Genomic DNA, 17,018 nt, shown 5'->3' with positions numbered 1-17,018 from the left:
CATGGGCTGATTCAGGGACTTAACGTGACGGAGAATCTGCAATGAACTGTTCTCAACGGCGGGTCGCGCATCTTCCGATTTCGGGGTTACTCCTGCTCGGATGTCTGCTTCTGACCGCCATGCTTTCCGCGGCGAGCTGTGTCCCGTCGACGGATGATCCCGACGGCGATGGGGATCCGATCGACCCGAATAATCCCCCCATCACCGACGGCTCGTGGTACCGTCCGGCCGTCACGGCCACCTGGCAGTGGCAGCTCCAGCCCAACACCGCGGGCAACATCAACACGGCCTACGACGTCGAGGTCTATGACATTGATCTCTTCGACACACCCGATTCCGTGATCGCCGACCTGCACGCTCAAGGACGCAAGGTGATCGCCTATTTCTCGGCCGGGACGTACGAGCCTTTTCGTTCCGACGCGAACGAATTCCTGCCGGCCGAAATCGGCAACAGCCTTGAAGACTTTGCCGATGAACGCTGGCTCGACATCAGATCGGAAAACGTCCGGCGGATTATGCTCGCCCGGCTGGATCACGCCATGCTTCGCGGCTTCGACGGGGTCGAACCGGATAATGTGGACGGGTATGCCAACAATTCCGGCTTCCCGTTGACTGCAGCGGACCAGCTCGCCTTCAATCGATTCATCGCCAACGAGGCGCACAAGCGGAACCTGGCCGTGGGCCTCAAAAACGACCTGGACCAGATCACGGAACTCGTTCAGTACTTCGACTTCGCAGTCAACGAGCAATGCCACGAATACAACGAATGCGATCTGCTGAAGCCGTTTATCGACGCGGGCAAACCCGTCTTCAGTGCCGAGTATGCCGGCCGATACGTCAACCTGCCTCTGATTCGCAATCAGATGTGCGCCGACTCGCTGAACCTGGGTCTGCGGACGCTGGTCCTGCCGGTCGACCTGGATGATTCCTTCCGCTTCAGTTGCGATCCGTCCGGTCCAGATTACTGATAGGGCAGAGTTGCGGAGCACTCGGCAACAATTTTGATGAACTGGCTGTCGACGAGGTTGCTGGTGAAGACCTTGTCGGTCACCAGAGTCACGGTGTTCGGTTCGGCGAACTCGTACACGGCAGTCACGACACCGATCATGGGAAGTGTGCCGTAACCGGTCACTTCGACGGTTGCGGTGGCGTCGGCGACGACCTCAAGCCGATCGACGGCCTTATCAACAGAGCGAACCGTGCCGGTTGCGGTCTGACCCGAGATGGTTGTCGAGTCAGTCGACCCCACTACGATGGGATCGCGGTTCGAGTCGAGGAGGCCCCCGCTATCATCGAAGCTGAAGGCAACCGAAAAGGACGGGGTTGTCTGACCGAGAAGCGTTTCATCCTGCCCTTCCTGGACGAGGCTGGTCGTCTCGGTGCACTCCAACGTGCCGGCGTAGGTACCCTCGGGAATGCCTTGTCCGCCGGGCACCGGATCGTAGTCTCCGTTATCGCCTCGGTTATCAGGCGGCGTGCAACCGCCCGCGGCCAGAGCCGTCGCCACAACCAACAGAAGTACGGCAGTGCTCAATCGAAACGTCATGTCTGGTTCCCCATGTATCAGCGAGATTCAAAGAGCCACACCGGTAATGATACGGGCTTGGCTCTGTCGCGGCAAGGGCCGGCAGAGTCCGTGTCCGTCACCCGACAATGCCACAGAAGAGAATCGCCTCGGATAACGCCCCGTGGACGATTCCCTGCTCTCTTGGAGGCCGTTCGACCACTCATCAGCCGGGGGGGCAGGGCCGGTTGGCGGCCTCAACGCCGCTTCCTGAGGCTTCGGTTTTGTGGATCGGCGGGTTGAGTTGCGGGGTATTCAAAGCGGTCAATGGTCCGAAAACCCGCGTGGCTCTCTTGGAAACCCGGTCGTACATGATAATGGCCGCGGCCGTCGCCAGGTTGAGGCAATAGGCGGCGCCCGGAATTCTGACGGCATGCTCGCAACAGGCAACCACTTCGCGAGGCAGGCCGTAGTCCTCGGCGCCGAGCAGATAGCACGCCCGCTCGGGATGGCTGAACCGCGGCAGGTAGACGGCTTCCTCGACGATCTCCACCCCTACGAGGCTGCATGCATACGGCAGATGATCGCGCAAATCGTCCACGTCCCGGTATCGGAAGACCGGGACGTGCCGCCACGCGCGAGCCGTGTCGGCTGCCTGCAAGCGAAAACGCGGCCCCACGGTGAAGACAAACGACGCCCCGAAGGCATAGGCGTTGCGCAGAATGGTGCCGAAATTGTGCTCCTTCTTGGGGTGATAGACCCCGATGCCCCAATATCCCCGATCGGGCAGGTGAGGAGCACGAGGCTTGTCTTCACGAAGCAGCGGCTTTCGTTTGGGTGATTCGTTCATTGATCCTGAATCCCGCTCACCTTGTTCAGTATACCGGCTCGGCGGGCACGAGAGAAACCCCGTCGAGAATGCAGACAACCGATCTTTGTCGTTGGACTGCATCCTGAAGACAGTGCAGGACAGAGTCTCAGTGTGCCATTGACCGATGAGCTGCGGGTTCCACACCGGGCTTTCACGACGCACACCCTGGAATCCGGCAGGATCAGCGGCTCGTGCTCCTGCCGCGAAATGAGTCGACGCTGAACGTCCCCGGGCCCGTGACCGCCAGCAGGAAGGCGAGCGTCAGGAGAATCACGTTGGAGTGAAATGGGCCACCCTTCTCGGGAAAGAACGCACCGGCCTGATAAAGAGCAATGGTGAAGCTGACCAAGGCCAAGGCCGCCACGGCGGCTGCCAACCTGCCATAGAAGCCCACAATAAGCGCGACGCCAACGAGCACTTCGACGAAAGGCAACGCGTGACCATAGGGCATGGCAAACCAATCCGGCAACCACAACGGTTTCAGTGACGTGAAGCCACCTTTGTAGAAGGCTTCCACACCCGACTTGATCTTTCCTATACCTGCAAAGAAGAAGTAGAGGCCGAGAGAACAGCGACTGAGGAACAACGCCAGAGTCATCATACCGTAGCCTTGCTGTGAGGTGGCCATCGCATGCTCCTGTCAATCAGGACAACCACGTGAATCCGTGCCATGGCCTTCGGGCCTCAACCCGAGGTCAGTTGGGTGATAGCCTACGACAGGAAAGGATGCCGTGCCAGTGGCAGGATATGCTTTGACCGAGCCCGGGTTTGACATTTTCATTCGTGCAACGGCCGATCGTCCGAGGATGGCGAACGCGGCGGAGACGACAAATCCTCACCCCGTCGCGCCGCCCGGTCAGTCAAGAACCCAGACGACAAGATCGGCGTATCAGACGTGCTCAACCTGCTGCGGTTCCCGGAGATGCTGGAAGAGGTTTCTCAGGGTCCGCTGCTGGTCCTTCAAATCGTCGCGATAGGTCCGGGTCCTGGTGTGTCGGATTTCCGGTCCGAGATCGGCGATCTCTCGCTCCACCAAGGCCAAGAGCACCTCGCGTTCCTCAGGAGTAAGCTCGATCTTCATCGCACACCTCCTGGTCCCCTTTAATTCTACCTTCGGATCAGCGGGACAATCCACTTTTTTCTGCTCGGTCCGGGCGAAGCGGAGAAGTCTTTGACGTTTGGTCAGTGCCGCGGGGGCAGCCGGCCCGCAGAGGCAGGCCAGGGGAGCTTTACAGTCTGGGCGGCTCTTTCAGGACGCTTGCGCGTCAGCGAGGAACCCTTGACCGATCTCCATAAGTGGTCAAGGGCAGGCCGGCCCGCAAAAGGGCCGGCACCACACAGGGCCGTTGCCCCACGGTTCTGAAAAAGCCCTTATTGGTACCCCGCCCCAGATGTCACGGACACGCAGCCCAGCGGGTCTTGGCTGATATGGCCGTGCTTGGAAGCGAGACACGATCTCGGTTTATAGGACCATGGAGGTGCTAATTGCGATGAGCTGTGGCAAATACATAACGGATAGGACGTTGGCCATGCCGTGTGTCCTCACGGCTGCACGAGCGCGTAGCGTTTAAGGACGACCTTCTTCTGAAGGATGTTGCCTCAGTAGTTCTGGTGGTTGCTCAGGCTGTCCTTCTACCGCGTCCGGACCGATTACAATATTCCAGGCCGGCGGGCATCCGCACGGCGCGAGAGTTGTGCTGTTTCCGTCAAGGCTTGTATGGTTGGCCGCGGTGCTTGCCGCGAGCCGGGACGTACTGCCGCAAAGCCTTGGCGAGACAAGACCGGGTTGTACGCATGCCCTATCGCAACATGAGTCTCGATGACTTCGCGAGATATGTGGGCATGGATGCGCGCGACGTGAAGCGGCTGGCAGACCGCGGCAAGCTGCCAGGGCAGAAGATCGGCGGGGAATGGCGATTCAACCGGGCACGGGTCACGGAATGGCTCCAGCAGGAAATGCATACGCTTGGCGAGGAGCGGCTGATCGCCCTTGAGCGAGGCATCCGATCGAGTACGGGGCAGTCGTCGGCAACCGACGAGTTGACAGTGACCGACATGATCGGCCTCGAAGGGATTGACCCCTCACTGCCGGCCCGGACACGAGCCTCCGTCTTGCGTGAGCTGGTGAACCTGGCCGACCGCACGGGTCTGCTGTATGATCCGACGGGTCTTTTGAGTGCCCTTGAGCAACGTGAGGAGATGTGCTCGACTGCCCTGCCCAACGGGGTGGCATTACCTCACCCGCGACAGCCTATGCCGTATGTCTCGGCGGAACCGCTGATTTGTGTCGGCCGTGTGCCAAAGGGCATCGGCTTCGGATCGACATCGCGCGAGCTGACACATCTCTTCTTCCTCATCTGTTGTCACCAGGATCACCATCACCTGCGGGTTCTGGCGCGGCTGGTTCGAATTCTCGTACCTGAGACGATCTCAACCCTGCTTGCGGTTGAAACACGCGAGGAGATGCTTCAGATCCTGATCGCGGCCGAAAAGGAAATCGTGACCGAGAGATAGGCAATCAGGCAGCATTCCCGGGAGGCGGAGGCGGACCCGGTTTGGGCGTACTGAGCATCCGGCAAGGGTCAGGTCGTTCGGGTGGGCGCCATGTGCGACGCGAGCTGGGGAGCCGAGGAGTTTATCAGCGAGCCGATCATCCCTGCCTCGGGAACCGGCGACATAATGGCCATGGCCCGCAGTGAGCCGGGTCTGCCGGCGCGGTTCACATGGCGGCAGCGGGAGTATGTCATCACCGCCGTGCTGAAGGCCTGGAAAACCAGCTCTCCGGAAGGTGGGACCGGCCGTCTGTATCTGCGCAAGCACTGGTACACCGTGCAGACCGATGTTGGACCGCGAATGACGCTCTACTGCGAACGTCAGACCCGCAATCGACGGAATCCCAAGGCCCGCTGGTGGCTCTATAGTGTCCAGGGGCATACCCGCTAAGCGGCGCATCGGGCTTTGCTTGCCCCTTTGCGGCTCGCGGCGTATCCAACTATAACACAGGCCATCTCGACGTTTGGAGGAGCCTGACCCACATGGCACGCGCTGACGGAACGTCCCGCCCGCATACGGCGGCCGGCTGGCTGGCCTCGCTGTTGGTCTTTTTCATCGGCGCGGTCTACGTCTGCACGTGGTGGGGTCTTGGGATTGCGTGGGCCCGCCTGTGGTTGCCTCCTATACTGGCCCGGTCCTGGGGCGGCATTTCCCGTGCAGTGAGGCGGTGGGAGGGCGACTCATTCTGGCGATGGCTTCTGACGCAATACATGATTGCGCTTGTGCCGGTTGTGATCTGCGCGGTCCTCGGACGCAAACCGCGCGACTTGGGCTTGGGCCGCTTCAACGTTCTCGGGTGGCGGCTGATCGCAGTCAGTGTGGTCCTGTCGATTCCGTTCGGTTTGCTAATTATCTGGAGCGATCCTGGCTCCATACCGCTACCGCAGACCTGGTCCGAAGCAGCGTCTTATTCGGGACGGCTCCTGGCCATTGTGCCGGAGCACGTGCTGGTTTGCGGATTGTTCGTTGCACTCATGCTTCCGGACCGTCGCTTGCCGGCTCGCGTGCCGGTGGCGGCGGTCAATGGTGCCTGGCGGCGGCGAGCATTGCGATGGTTGGGGCTTGCCCAGCCTGTCGAGGGCAGCCGTGTACTGGCATGGTTCGGGCTGACCGGAACGTCACTGGTGGCGGTAGTGACATCCGGCATCCTCTTCTGGCTTGCTCACCTGGGCAAGCCCAACATCATGGAGGTGAGCCTTTCGCTGCCGGGCGGTGTCGCCGTTGCGTACGTCACGCTGCGGACGGGCTCGGTCTGGCCGGCGATCATCGCCCACTTTACGATGAATCTGATCCCGGGGGGTATTGCCATGCTCTTCGGGTAACCGGCCGCGTAGGCCGATAGCGGTCAGAAGTTGACGACTGGGGGAATATCAATGCACATAGTGAATCCCAGGCCACGTTTCGAAACCAGCCCGGAAGAAACCTGGCGTATTTTTCGCATCATGGCCGAATTCGTTGAAGGATTCGACGTCATGGCGCGCATCGGTCCGGCGGTCACCGTCTTCGGCTCGGCCAGGACCAAGCGCGGGGCGCGGACCTACAAGCTGGGCGTCGATGTAGGTCGGCGACTGGCGGAGGCAGGGTTTGCGGTGATCACCGGAGGTGGCGGCGGCATCATGGAAGCGGCCCACCGCGGCGCGGCCAAGGTGGGCGGGACGACCGTCGGCCTCAACGTGGTGCTTCCCCACGAGCAGAAACCTAACCCCTACATCGAGATAGAGGTCGATTTCGATTATTTTTTCGTTCGCAAAGTGATGTTCGTGAAATACGCGGTGGCCATGGTCTGCCTGCCGGGCGGTTTCGGCACGCTCGACGAGTTCTTCGAGAGCATGACGCTCCTGCAAACGCAGAAGACTCCGCCATCTCCGGTAATACTGATGGGCAGGGACTACTGGAGACCGCTGCTCAAGTGGGTCAGGACGACGGTGCTGAATAAGTATCAGGCGATCAATCCCGAGGATATGAACCTGTTTACCCTCACGGATGACCCGGCCGAGGCCGTCGATATCATTGTGAAGAAATACCGTCAAACGGGTACCCTGTGGGAACACCCGGTGCGCAGTCATCGACGGCGAGCACCCACGAAGCCGAAGGATTGAGGTCATTCCCGGCGAATGAGTTCGCTTTGCGGCCTGTTCCCGAGCGCGGATTCGATCAACGACCGCGCCGATCGGCCGTGGCGATTCCCGGCCGTCGCGCGGAAGGCTTGGATTGCCGACCCATCCCCCGACTTATCGATACCCTCCGTCGCTCGCCCGCGTTTGCGTGCAGAATGGGTATCCCGAAAAGCCGGAATCTGCCGGACGTCCGAAAACACGGTGAGATGATTGGAGCTGTGCCCTGGGATTGGGCGTAACAGGACTCGAACCTGTGACCTTACGGGTGTGATCCGTACGCTCTAGCCAACTGAGCTATACGCCCTCAATACCGGTTATTGTACCATGGTCCCGGGTGGAGGCAAGGTTCGGAATAAGGCCTGCGAGACTCTGGTGGTCGTGGCGAAAACTCACAGCCGCCCTTCTGCGAGAGCCTTGAGAGACCTTGACTTCGGGACACGACGACGTGCACAATACTCCTCGTGCCGAAGCTTGCGCCTCGGGAGCGGTCCGGTACCCTGGGCGGGCAGCGAGGAAGGCAACCTGGAACCCTGGCCGAGGGCGGGCCGCGCCGGAATCAGGTAGCTCGACCTTGCGAGACGGCCTTTGCTGCTAGAGGGCGGCGAGATGACATCGCTTGTGGCCAGTGCGGCGCTATTGGCCGCCTGGTGGGTCAGGCTCCGGCGCGGACCATGCTGAATGAATGAGCGCGAGTTTGGAGAACTCGCACTGAGGCGTCGTCCTGAGGGGAATTGCCCAGAGAGAAAAAACGCCAATGGGACGGAAAGGACACAAGTCCGGGCGAAACCCTATCATTGAGTACCGACGGCTCTCCACGGACGATCTTCGACGCAGAATTGAGCAGTGCCGCGAGAAAGGCGACACTCGAACCGCCATCGACATGGCCAAAGAATGCCATCGTCGGCAGCCAAGCCCGGAAAACTCCGATCTGCTCGGTCATCTCTACCTTGAGCGCGGTCGCCGGCTGATCGAGAAGAACCTGTTCGCCGAGGCACTGATGGTCCTCAATAACGCCTTGAGCCTCGGCCAGGGCAGTGCGGACCTCTTGTGGTTGATGTTCGAGTGCGGCCTTCGCAGCCGGCAATATGAGACGGCTCTGTCGGCGTTGAGGCGGCTGAACGACCCGGCCGAGCAATCGCGAGCTTCGCGATACCTGGCCGACGAGGCGATTGCACGAGGCGAATCGTTGGACCGGTTTTGCGAACCGGCGACGCGCGAGGATGTGCACAGAATACGGCGGGCTTTCGCGGCCTTTGAGAAAGGAGACGACCCGGCGGTCACGGATGAACTCAGGGGGATCGGCCTGACGAGCCCGTGCGCGGGATGGAAATGGCTGCTTCTCGGTCTGGCGGCGTACACTCGAGGTGACCGCGACCGTGCCCGCCTGAGTTGGGACAAATGTGGGACCGAGGGGCGGCCGGGACGCCTGGCGGCAATTCTCCGATCAGGCCTGTTGAACGACGGTCGGGACGGCGAGCTGACACCGGCGCTTCGCGAGAGGCTCATAGAGCATTTTGGCAGTCCTCGCCTCGCCCTCTTGACGCAAATAAAGGAGCGTCTGGCCGGCAAGGACGTGAGGGGCGCCTTGGACGGATGCGCCCGTCTCCTGGCGAGGGTGGAAGCGAGCGAACGCGAGGCCTTTGCCCAACGGCTTGGCCGCGCGATCTGCGAGAAGATGGGTAACGATGAAGATACCGTCCAACGCTTCAGGCGAGTGTTGGGACCGCTCCCGGAAGACCCATTTCTCTATCGGTCGGCGGCGCTGTCTCTCGAAGGCTCTTTCCCCTCGGACGCCATCGACGTCTGGTCCTGCTTCATCGATACATTAGAGCATGTGAAAGGAATCGCACCGCACCTGTTCCCCCGGGCCAAGGGCCTTGTGCTGCAGCGGATGGGTGACCTGGCGATGCAAGCGAGCAAGGTCGACGGCTTCGAAGCATTTCTCGGCTTGGCCTCAGGCCGCTGCAATGAGGCGATCGGCTACTACAGGCAAAGCCTCCAGGAGTATGCGGAGGATAAGACCAGCCACGAAAAGCTGATGGCCGCGTACCTGTTGCAGAACCAGCCCAAGAAAGCCGAGCGGCACGCTCGCGAGGTTCTGCGCCGATGGCCAAACGATGTTAACACCCTATTGTTCCTGGGACTCCGTTGTATCGACAGAGCTGCGTTTCGCAAGGCGTTAGACTACCTGAAGCAGGCTCTGCGAGTCGATCCCGCCGACAGTCAGGTTCGTGCGGGCATAGTGTTGTGTTATCTCAAGTCGGCCCGGCGGCGATTGCGGCAAGGAAACCTGGACCAGGCTCGCCAGGATTATGAGGAAGCCCAAGCGGTGCTCGATCCCACGGCATCCAAGGCACTCTTTTTCTGCAGATGGGCGGCGCTGGAATGGCGGGCCGAGAAGCCGGATCGGGCGCAAGAGTTGCTGAGCCAGGCCCTGGCCGGTCGCGAGGAGCGGGTGGTGGTCTATTTCGTTCTGGCAATCGAACTGTCCGTTGCGCAAGCCCCGCCGGAGGTGCAGCAGAGATTTGACAAGTTGCTCGAAGAGGCCTTGGCCGATGAGCCAAGCGGTGCGGCTGCAGCCCGGATGGCCGAGTACGTGCTTCAGATGGCCGAAGAGGGCGTGGATTACCCGAAATCGCGGATACATGCCGACCTGCTTGTCGGCTATGTCTCGCGAGCCGCGGGACGGTCGACCTTCTCGGAACTGCAGTTGCTGCAAGTCTGCGAATACCTCGAAGATCGGCAGGAGTGGAAACTGTTGGAGCGTCTGGCGCACCAAGGCTGCGACCGGTTCGTCGGAAACCCTCACTTTCCGGTGTTTCTGGGCCGCTCGCAGCGCGGCCTCGGCCGTCGACGGTTGCCGGCCCGTACGCGACGGCTACTGGAACGCGCCTACGAGCAAGCACAGGCGCAACACCGGTTCGATCTCTCGGCCGAGATATCGTCGCTGCTGGATGAGCCGCAACCCTCGATGTCGCACGGCTTCGGCGATTTCAGGTCACTGTTCAATGCGCTGGCGCACATGCTTGATGCAAGCGAGGCTGAGGATGATACCGGTCGAAAACCTTCGACCTCTCGGAAGAAACCTCGGAGCAAAGGCATCGACATGCAAAGGATATTCGAATGGATGCAAGAGGGAATGGATGAGGAGAACTAAGGCGGACCGCCTTTTTGCGGGCCGCAACCCAAGCGCTCTGCGATCGAGAAACATGCTCGCAAAATGCGAACCAGTCGCGACGGAAGAGACTAATGGCGAATCCGTACAGCATCCTGAATGTCAGGCCGGAGGCCGGCGATGAAGAGATCCGGCGGTGTTACTTGGAAGCGGTGCACCGGTTTCCGCCGGAACACTGCCCCGAGCAGTTTGTATCCATTCGGCAGGCATACGAGACCATCAAAGATGAAGGCGCCCGACTGGAGTTTCTTCTGTTTGACGCCTCACAAGGAGAATCGATCGACGAGCTGATCGAGGAGGAAAGATGTCGGACAACCCCCAAACGTGCGGGTCTGGCGGCATTATTGAGCCTTCTGGGCGAGACACGATAGTCCCGCCGGAGGCGCGGCAGGAAATCGAGGCGGTGCTCTCGACGTTGCGCCAGTGGCTGCTGGAGTCGGAACAGTGGCGTCATGCGCTCCTGGCCCCGCAAGAAAACGTTGATGCGGCAGCGCGGGTCGATTTGCACACGTTGCTGAGCGAACTGATCGCGCTGAAGCAGGAAGTCCGGCTGGAGGCACGAGGCACCAAGACCGCGCGTCAGGACCTTGATCGAGCCATCGACGAGTTTCATGAGGGCATCGAAGAGGTTTCGGCACAAACCCAGAAGCTGTTCGATCCCCTGCTGCGCGAGCGGGATCGCCTGCGGGACGGTTTGAACTCCCAGATGGATTCACAGCTACGGTCCTGGGTGGAGGTGCTATTGGATCTGCGCGAAGCCCTGTCGCGGGGCGAAGAGACCTCCCGTCAGGCGGCCCGGCGTGTCGGATGGCGTCGTTGGCTGCTGCCCCGAGGCCTTCTGGAAGGTCTCCACGAAGGATACATGCTGGGGCTGCGTCGCATAGATGCGATCCTGGAAGCCCGCGGGGTCCGTCCTATCGAGTGTCTCGGCAAACCCGTTGATCCGGAACAGATGCGGGTGGTCGATCTGGTCCGGCGCGACGATCTGCCGGCGGGCCACGTAGCGGAGGTGGTACGCGCCGGCTACACCTGCGATTCGAAGGTCATCCGCTATGCGGAAGTCCGGGCGGTTGCCCGCCAAGAAGGAGAGACAGCATGAGCTCGGAACCGATCATCGGCATTGATTTGGGGACCACCAATTCGGAGGTGGCGGTTCTCGAAAACGGCCGCCCTCGCGTGCTGACCGAAAACGGACAGGCCATTCTTCCCTCGATGGTCGGCCTGGCCGACGATGGGCGGCTGTTGGTCGGTGAGCCGGCGAGAAACCAGTGGCTGCTGGCTCCCGATCGAACGATCCGTTCGGTCAAGCGGCGCATGGGCGAGGACGTGAAACTGCGCATGGGGGACCAGGAGTTCTCTCCGCAGGAAGTGTCTGCGATCATTCTGCGAACGCTCAAGAACCGGGCGGAACGTCACCTTGGCCGCCCGGTCGGCAAGGCAGTGATAACCGTCCCCGCGTACTTCAACGACGCCCAGCGTCAGGCGACCCGTGAGGCCGGCGAGTTGGCCGGTTTGGAGGTCGTGCGGATCCTGAACGAGCCCACTGCGGCGTCGCTGGTCTATGAGGCTGGACAATCCGCGCCGCAGAAGGTCATGGTGTACGATCTCGGCGGCGGAACGTTCGACGTAAGCATCGTGAGGATCGAACAAGGCGTGATCGAGGTGCTGTCCAGCCACGGAGACACGCACTTGGGAGGCGACGACTTTGATGCCCTGCTCATCGAGCACGTGGCCGGCCGCTTCCAAGAGCAACACGGCGTCGACCTCCGGGCCGACCCCCGGGCTCATTCGCGATTGTGGCGGGCGGTGGAACAGGCCAAGATTCTCTTGTCAACCACGCCATACGCTCAGGTCAACGAGGAGTTCATCTGTGAGAAAGACGGGATTCCTCTTAACCTGTCGATGGAATTGAGCCGAGGCGACTACGAGGAAATGATCCGTCCGCTGATCGACAAGACCATGGAAGCGGTACAGGTGGCCTTGAAGGACGCCGGCCTGACTGCGGGCCAAATCGACCGAATCGTTCTGGCCGGCGGGGCCACACGAACGCCTCTTGTCAGCGAGGAATTGCGGAATCGCACCGGCCGACATCCCCACCAGGAGGTGGACCCCGATCTCTGCGTTGCCATGGGAGCGGCGATCCAGGCAGGCATCATCCAAGGCGAGAGCGTCTCCGCCGTGCTGGTTGACGTAACGCCCCACACCTTCGGCATCAATTGCCTGGGTGAGCGTTTCGGCCTGCCTTATCCCTACTGCTTCAGTCCGATCATCCATAAAAACACACCGTTGCCGGCATCACGAACGGAGGTGTACTACACGGTCTGCGAGGACCAGGAGCGAGCGGTCATTGAGGTTTTTCAAGGTGAACATCCCGACGCGCTCAAGAACGTGCGCATCGGTCGGTTCACGATCGAGGGCTTGAGCAAGGGGCCGCCTCAGAGCCCGATTACCTGCCGGCTGGACCTTGATTTGAACGGGATGCTCAAGGTGACCGCTCAGGAAAAGAAGACGGGGCGGCAAAAGCAGATTGTCATTGACAATGCGATGAGCCGTTTCGAGAAAACAGAAATGGCCGATGCGGCCCGAAGGCTGCGGGTTCTGTTCGGAGATGACGAACAAGAACAGGCATCCGCGCCCGAGGCCGATGCCGTTTCGGAGGCGGCGGAATCCGATCACCCGGCACGGGAGGTCGTGCGGCGGGCACATGCGGCGCTCAAGGACGTGGCCGGCAAGGATCGTGAAGAGGTCCTGGGACTGCTTCAGCGGATTCACGATGCCATAGAGAAGAATGACCGGGAAGATGCAGATCGAGCCGCCCAGGAACTTGACAGCATTTTATACTATCTGGAGGAGTCGAAATGAACGACCTCTCCGGATCGGATGCCTTTGGGAAAGGTCGTGAGCGCTGCCCGACCTGCAATGCCCCCCGGCAGGCGGAATCGGTCTGCTATCGCTGCAAGAGCGACCTGTCGTCATTGATCGTTCTGGAGAGCCGCGTCGACAACCTGCGGGCACACGCCCGTCGCTGTTACGCCAGAGGATGGTATCGCCGGGCGGCGGAACTCACACGGGAATTGCTTTCCCTGGAGGCATGCTCAGAAGATCTGGCGCTGCTGGCCTGCGCCAGCCTGATGAGCGGCGATTTCCCCTCGGCGGTCCATGCCTATCGCCGGAACGTTTTTCTCTCACAGGGCAACAGCAGTTGCTCCATGAGCGACACGTAAGCATCGAGGCACTTCTGGGCGCAGCACATTTGATCGGCCTGGCGCAAGGCCTCCTGAGCGCAGCGGCGGCGGGCCTCGGCATCCTCCCAGGCCGTGCGAATCCGGGTGGCCAAGGCGTGGGGTTGCGAGGAACCCACCAGAAAGCCCGTCTGCCCGTCGCGAATCAGCTCTCGGACGCTCGGACCGTCGGTCGCAACAATCGGTATCCCGGCCGCCATTGCCCAAGCCAACCAGCCGGTTGAATGACTCTGGTCATCGGGCCATATGAACATGTCACTGGCTGCGAGGAGATCGGCCGGCCCGTATTGCTCGGCTGCAATTCGGAAGATCTGTGGGCAGTAACACTCCTCGCTGAGGTGCCTTGCCCGCCCGTCGCCACGAAACCCACCTGGCAGGATCATTCGGACATCCGGCCAGATCTGGTGCAGAATCGCTGCAGCCCAAACGGCAGCATACTGCCCTCCTTTCCTTCCGGGCGGGCAAGCGGTCAGCAAGACTCGCGCATCCGCCGGGAGGCCCATTTCCGATCTGACACGTTGCCGATCTGCATGACGAATCTCCGCCGGATCGACGCTGGGCCTGATGACCCGCACGCTGTCACTCTTCAAACCCAAGCGAATCAGTTGTTCTCTGACTGAATCGCTCAGACATACAAAATTTGTCTGCTGAGCGCGTTTTCGCCTCATCAGATGCCCGAAAAGAATGCCGGGCATTCCGATAGGGCTGGACAGGATCGTCAGCGACGGCTGATCGCTGCCCTCGCGGCTGAAGTCGAGGTATGGTGACCAGTCCCACATCAACAGCAGATCGAAGGACTTCCGCCGCAACAGCCGGACAGCCCGCGCACCCGGAAGCATGGGCATCAAGGAGCAGCCGTGCACGCGCTCGATCGGCACCGCCGGCGGTAGGCGCAGCACCGGGGCCGGTCGTCCGATCATGAGAACAGCTTGCGAGAAACGCTCGGGCGGCAACCGGTTCAGGAGGAGAGAAAGGTGCGCAAGGGCGTCCTCAGAGGTCGACTCGTGCACAGCATGGAGCAAGCGGGCGGCCATGACCTCATCATGCTCGAGGTCTGGCCCGCCTTCAAGTTGAGGACACCCCGCCGTTTTGCGAGCGTTGGCGGAGACGGTACACTCTGGCTCGTCCTTCTGACACCCCATCGGCCGGCGGTGTTATCCGGGCGGGCACGGAGGTTATGGGTTTCAAAATTCTACTGCTTCTGATTCTGCTGCTGGCATCAGCGTTCTTCAGCGGGGCCGAAACAGCCCTGTTCTCGCTGAGTCGCCATGAATTGATGCGGTTCCGCCAGGATAAACGGCCGTCGAGGCAGATGGTCGCCGACCTGATGCGTCATCCGCGCCGGCTGCTGCTGACGCTGATGATCGGCAACGTGTCGATCAACCTGTTCATTTTCGCCGCCAGTCTGTCGCTGTCGCAGTCAGTGCTCGGCAGAAATTCGGCCCTGGTCCCGATCATCGGGTTGGCTTCGCCTATCCTGGTCACGTTGTTCGGAGAAATCCTGCCGAAGGGAGCCGCGATTCTGCTGAGGGTTCCGCTGGCCCCTCGTCTGGCTCCCATGGTCCGGTTTACCCAGGTCATTCTGACCCCGTTTCGTGCGTTGCTCGGAACGCTGCTGGTCGAACCGCTGACTCGTCTCTTGGTCGGCACACCCAAGCCTGACGAATACGTCACCGTTGAGGAGCTGCGCGAACTGGTCGAGATGTCGGAGCGGCACCGCGTGATCGACGCTCACGAAAACGCCATGCTCGACCAGGTCATTCAGCTCGGCGAGTTGCGGACCAAGGACATCATGATTCCCCGGGTGGACATGATCGCCTATGACGTTCACGGAAACCCGCATGACCTCGAACGGCTGATGCGGAAGCATGAATTCACCAAGATACCGGTTTACGACAAGGACATCGATCGGATTGCCGGAATCATCTATGCCAAGGATCTGCTGCTGCACCCCGGCCGTCCGCTCGCACAACTGATCCGGCCGGCCCATTATGTCCCCGAAGTGGTCACCATCACCCAATTGATCGAGGAGTTCCGCCGGAAGAAGACGCAGCTCGCCATTGCGGTTGACGAGTTCGGCGGCGTGGTGGGTCTGGTCACGGTGGACGACATCGCGAAGCTGATTGGGGGCGGGTTGGGTACTGAGGGGGAATCGGAGCAGGACAGACTCTGGGTCCGGCTTGATGAGCGACGTTACCGCGTCTCCGGCGGGATGAGCATCCATGACTGGTCCGAGCAGTTCAAGATGAGCCGGCTGGACGAGGAGGTAACCACCCTGGCGGGTCTGATTCTCGCTCGGCTGGGCCGGCTGCCGGCCGTCGGGGACAAGCTCCGGCTGGGTAACCTAGTCCTGACGGTTGAGGCACTTCGGGGACGACGTATCGAATGGGTTTTGCTGGAACTCGTCGACGGTGGATCGAGTGCCGCGCCTGTCGATGGGAAGCCCGGAGGAGACTGCCCATGATCGCGCTCCTGCTGGGCACATTTGCAACCGCAGTCACTCTGGCCATATCAGGCTTTTTTTCCGGGGTTGAAATGGGCCTTTACTGCGTCAATCGAGTCCGCCTGAGGCTTCGCGCCGAACGCCTCGAAGCACTCGATGCCCGCGCGCTGATCGATCTCACCGACCGCCAGGACGAAAGCATTCTCGGTATCGTTCTCGGCAACAATCTCGCGAATTATCTGCTGACAGTCGCGGCCACGTTTCTGATGGCCTGCGGCATTGGCGTCGAGTCCTCGAAGGTGGAGTTCTACACGGCCGCCATGCTCTCCCCGCTGGGATTCGTCTTCGCCGACGTCGTCCCGAAGAACTGGTTCCGAGCGGAAGCCGATCGGCTGATGTACCGTTGCGCCCGGCCGCTGCGAGCCATGATCCTGGTGCTCCGTCAGACGGGCATCCTCTGGCTTCTCGGGCAGGTCACACGGTTCAGCATATGGCTGTCCGGCCATGAAGCAGAGAGCCGGATGCACGGCCCACGACGTGAGGTGCTCGGCCTCTTGCGGGAAGGCGCCGCGGAGGGAGCTCTGACGACCGAACAGGCGGAAATCGTCGAGCGAGTGATGAATCTGTCGAGCGTCCGCGTCGGTTCGATCATGATTCCGCGCCGCCGCGTGGCCAGCGTCCCCATCACCGCAAACCGCAGTCAATTCCTCCGGGCGGTTCGGAGCCACAGCTACTCGCGGATGCCGGTCGTCGACCGAGACGGGAAGACGGTCTCCGGCATCGTCAGCGTCTGCGACGTGCTCGCCGACGATACCGATGCGAGTATCAGCAACTTCATGCACCCCCCCATTGCGCTCCAGGCTCAGGACTCCGCCGCGCGGGCCATCATTCAGCTCCAGCGAGCCAACGAGACCATGGCCGTGGTTAACGATCCGCGACGAGGCTTCGTGGGCATCATCACACTCAAAGATGTAATCGAGGAAATCTTTGGCGAATTGCCCGCGTGAAACATCTGATCAAGGCAGCGCCTGCCAAGAGAGTCCTGCCTGCAGCGTTCTGGCTCTCTCTCCTGTCAGATGTGCGATTTGTGCGCGCACGTGTCTGTGGCACGGG

The 17,018-nt window shown here is 61.1% G+C and carries 17 protein-coding genes and 1 tRNA gene; 12 read left to right on the top strand and 6 right to left on the bottom strand.

All coding sequences use genetic code 11. From position 1 onward, the window contains the following. The first annotated feature begins 41 nt into the window (after positions 1 to 41). Complete coding sequence (locus tag PLL20_02205; protein HPD28779.1) at positions 42 to 968, top strand: endo alpha-1,4 polygalactosaminidase; 927 nt, start codon at positions 42 to 44, stop codon at positions 966 to 968. Here the strand turns inward: PLL20_02205 and PLL20_02200 are convergent. From PLL20_02200 to PLL20_02185, 4 genes are all read right to left on the bottom strand, one after another. Then, entirely contained in the window at positions 962 to 1,546 is a 585-nt protein-coding gene (locus PLL20_02200) for a hypothetical protein (GenBank protein ID HPD28778.1), read from the bottom strand. The two genes, PLL20_02205 and PLL20_02200, sit on opposite strands and share 7 nt — an antisense overlap. Positions 1,547 to 1,730: 184 nt before the next feature. Next, the gene (locus tag PLL20_02195) at positions 1,731 to 2,354 is read right to left on the bottom strand and encodes an RNA methyltransferase (protein ID HPD28777.1); all 624 of its coding nucleotides are present in this window, start codon (positions 2,352 to 2,354) and stop codon (positions 1,731 to 1,733) included. 202 nt (positions 2,355 to 2,556) lie between these two features. After that, positions 2,557 to 3,003: a DoxX family protein gene (locus PLL20_02190; GenBank protein ID HPD28776.1), complete on the bottom strand. Its 447-nt coding sequence runs from the start codon at positions 3,001 to 3,003 to the stop codon at positions 2,557 to 2,559. A gap of 261 nt (positions 3,004 to 3,264) precedes the next feature. Further along, positions 3,265 to 3,456: a hypothetical protein gene (locus tag PLL20_02185; GenBank protein HPD28775.1), complete on the bottom strand. Its 192-nt coding sequence runs from the start codon at positions 3,454 to 3,456 to the stop codon at positions 3,265 to 3,267. A 713-nt stretch (positions 3,457 to 4,169) separates the two neighbouring features. Between PLL20_02185 and PLL20_02180 the strand changes: the two genes are divergently transcribed. The 4 genes from PLL20_02180 (at position 4,170) to PLL20_02165 (ending at position 7,027) form a co-directional block, all read left to right on the top strand. After that, positions 4,170 to 4,889, top strand: coding sequence for a PTS sugar transporter subunit IIA (locus PLL20_02180; GenBank protein HPD28774.1), 720 nt, complete (start codon positions 4,170 to 4,172; stop codon positions 4,887 to 4,889). A gap of 90 nt (positions 4,890 to 4,979) precedes the next feature. After that, the gene (locus PLL20_02175) at positions 4,980 to 5,318 is read left to right on the top strand and encodes a DUF6504 family protein (protein HPD28773.1); all 339 of its coding nucleotides are present in this window, start codon (positions 4,980 to 4,982) and stop codon (positions 5,316 to 5,318) included. 92 nt (positions 5,319 to 5,410) lie between these two features. After that, positions 5,411 to 6,250: a CPBP family intramembrane metalloprotease gene (locus PLL20_02170; GenBank protein ID HPD28772.1), complete on the top strand. Its 840-nt coding sequence runs from the start codon at positions 5,411 to 5,413 to the stop codon at positions 6,248 to 6,250. A gap of 150 nt (positions 6,251 to 6,400) precedes the next feature. Then, on the top strand, positions 6,401 to 7,027 hold the full coding sequence (locus PLL20_02165) for a TIGR00730 family Rossman fold protein (GenBank protein ID HPD28771.1): 627 nt from the start codon (positions 6,401 to 6,403) through the stop codon (positions 7,025 to 7,027). 248 nt (positions 7,028 to 7,275) lie between these two features. On the opposite strand, the gene PLL20_02160 is transcribed toward PLL20_02165, so the two are convergent. Then, positions 7,276 to 7,349: transfer RNA gene (locus tag PLL20_02160), tRNA-Val, on the bottom strand. Positions 7,350 to 7,799: 450 nt separating this feature from the next. Between PLL20_02160 and PLL20_02155 the strand changes: the two genes are divergently transcribed. From PLL20_02155 to PLL20_02135, 5 genes are all read left to right on the top strand, one after another. Continuing rightward, positions 7,800 to 10,202: a hypothetical protein gene (locus PLL20_02155; GenBank protein HPD28770.1), complete on the top strand. Its 2,403-nt coding sequence runs from the start codon at positions 7,800 to 7,802 to the stop codon at positions 10,200 to 10,202. Between the two features lie 92 nt (positions 10,203 to 10,294). Further along, complete coding sequence (locus PLL20_02150; protein HPD28769.1) at positions 10,295 to 10,591, top strand: J domain-containing protein; 297 nt, start codon at positions 10,295 to 10,297, stop codon at positions 10,589 to 10,591. Positions 10,592 to 10,623: 32 nt separating this feature from the next. After that, positions 10,624 to 11,319 carry a nucleotide exchange factor GrpE gene (gene grpE, locus PLL20_02145; protein ID HPD28768.1) on the top strand — a complete coding sequence of 232 codons (696 nt, stop codon included), beginning with the start codon at positions 10,624 to 10,626 and terminating at the stop codon, positions 11,317 to 11,319. Next, positions 11,316 to 13,082, top strand: a complete 1,767-nt coding sequence (locus tag PLL20_02140; protein HPD28767.1) for an Hsp70 family protein — start codon at positions 11,316 to 11,318, stop codon at positions 13,080 to 13,082. The genes grpE and PLL20_02140 overlap by 4 nt, the downstream gene beginning before the upstream one ends. Then, positions 13,079 to 13,444 (top strand): hypothetical protein, encoded by a 366-nt coding sequence (locus tag PLL20_02135; protein ID HPD28766.1) that lies wholly within the window; start codon positions 13,079 to 13,081, stop codon positions 13,442 to 13,444. Before PLL20_02140 ends, PLL20_02135 begins: the two co-directional genes overlap by 4 nt. Here PLL20_02135 and PLL20_02130 read toward each other — a convergent pair. Further along, positions 13,384 to 14,382 (bottom strand): glycosyltransferase family 4 protein, encoded by a 999-nt coding sequence (locus PLL20_02130; protein HPD28765.1) that lies wholly within the window; start codon positions 14,380 to 14,382, stop codon positions 13,384 to 13,386. The genes PLL20_02135 and PLL20_02130 overlap by 61 nt on opposite strands. 257 nt (positions 14,383 to 14,639) lie before the next feature. On the opposite strand from PLL20_02130, the gene PLL20_02125 reads away from it, so the two are divergent. Both PLL20_02125 and PLL20_02120 read left to right on the top strand, forming a co-directional pair. Beyond that, positions 14,640 to 15,926 (top strand): hemolysin family protein, encoded by a 1,287-nt coding sequence (locus PLL20_02125; GenBank protein ID HPD28764.1) that lies wholly within the window; start codon positions 14,640 to 14,642, stop codon positions 15,924 to 15,926. Further along, the gene (locus PLL20_02120; protein HPD28763.1) at positions 15,923 to 16,912 is read left to right on the top strand and encodes a CNNM domain-containing protein; all 990 of its coding nucleotides are present in this window, start codon (positions 15,923 to 15,925) and stop codon (positions 16,910 to 16,912) included. The genes PLL20_02125 and PLL20_02120 overlap by 4 nt, the downstream gene beginning before the upstream one ends. Positions 16,913 to 17,018: the final 106 nt, after the last annotated feature.

It is taken from the genome of Phycisphaerae bacterium, from assembly GCA_035384605.1.
In the GTDB taxonomy this organism is placed as follows: domain Bacteria; phylum Planctomycetota; class Phycisphaerae; order UBA1845; family PWPN01; genus JAUCQB01.
The sequence above is the reverse complement of the archived record's forward strand: the minus strand, read 5'-3'. Positions and strand labels throughout refer to the sequence as shown.